The sequence below is a fragment of the Pseudomonas sp. CM25 genome, assembly GCF_013179705.1.
In the GTDB taxonomy this organism is placed as follows: Bacteria; Pseudomonadota; Gammaproteobacteria; order Pseudomonadales; family Pseudomonadaceae; genus Aquipseudomonas.
Genome location: NZ_JABMCW010000680.1, coordinates 1 through 1,023, shown reverse-complemented (window position 1 = coordinate 1,023; position 1,023 = coordinate 1). Strand labels below are relative to the sequence as shown.

2 protein-coding genes are annotated in these 1,023 nt (G+C 58.7%); both read left to right on the top strand.

Features of this window, described 5'->3' with window-relative positions; genetic code table 11:
- A partial coding sequence (rpsI, locus tag HP546_RS30650; protein WP_172233735.1) for a 30S ribosomal protein S9 occupies nucleotides 1-354 on the top strand: 354 nt, incomplete at its 5' end.
- A 262-nt stretch (nucleotides 355-616) separates the two neighbouring features.
- Nucleotides 617-1,023 (top strand): ubiquinol-cytochrome c reductase iron-sulfur subunit (gene petA, locus HP546_RS30645; protein WP_172233732.1); only part of this gene is annotated, 407 nt, incomplete at its 3' end.

Sequence of the window (1,023 nt, the reverse complement as noted above, 5' to 3'; positions counted from 1 at the left end):
ACCGCAACCGCTCGCGTATTCCTGCGTCCGGGTACTGGTAACATTTCCATCAACAACCGTTCTCTGGACGTGTTCTTCGGTCGCGAAACCGCTCGCATGGTTGTTCGTCAGCCGCTCGAGCTGACCGAAACCGTTGAGAAGTTCGACATCTACGTCACCGTTTCCGGTGGTGGTGTCAGCGGTCAAGCCGGTGCGATCCGTCACGGTATCACCCGCGCTCTGATGGAATACGACGAAACCCTGCGTGGCGCTCTGCGTCGTGCTGGCTACGTCACCCGCGACGCTCGTGAAGTCGAGCGTAAGAAAGTGGGTCTGCGTAAAGCGCGTAAGCGTCCTCAGTACTCCAAGCGTTAATATCGCTTCGGCAGTCGAGAAAAGCCCGGTTCCTTGGAACCGGGCTTTTTTTTTGCCTTGAACTAACCTGTCAGCATGTCGGTGACCGTTTGTCGCATAGACGCAGATCAAGCAAAGCGCTGGTAGGGGCCCTCGCCGGGGTATTCACCTTGTCAGTGTGTGGTTTTGTTTCTTACCATGACGACCAAAATTTAGCGCCACTGACACAACCTAAGTACAGGTCTGGTGCAACAGGCCAAGCAAGCTGATGGGAGAGGACTGAATGAGCAATGACGGCGTCAACGCAGGCCGGCGCCGCTTCCTCGTAGCCGCGACATCCGTGGTCGGGGCAGCGGGAGCAGTGGGGGCTGCGGTACCGTTCGTGGGGTCATGGTTTCCCAGTGCCAAGGCGAAAGCCGCAGGTGCACCGGTGAAGGTCAATATTGCCAAGGTCGAGGCCGGGCAGCAGATGGTGGCCGAGTGGCGTGGCCAGCCCGTGTTCATCGTACGGCGAACGGAGGAAATCCTCGGCAACCTCAAGAAAATCACCGGCGAACTTTCTGATCCCGAGTCCAAGGCTTCGGTGCAGCCGACCTATGTCGACCCGGAGGTTCGCTCGATCAAGCCGGAAATCCTCATTCTCGTCGGCCTGTGCACGCATTTGGGCTGCTCGCCCACCTTCCGCCCGGA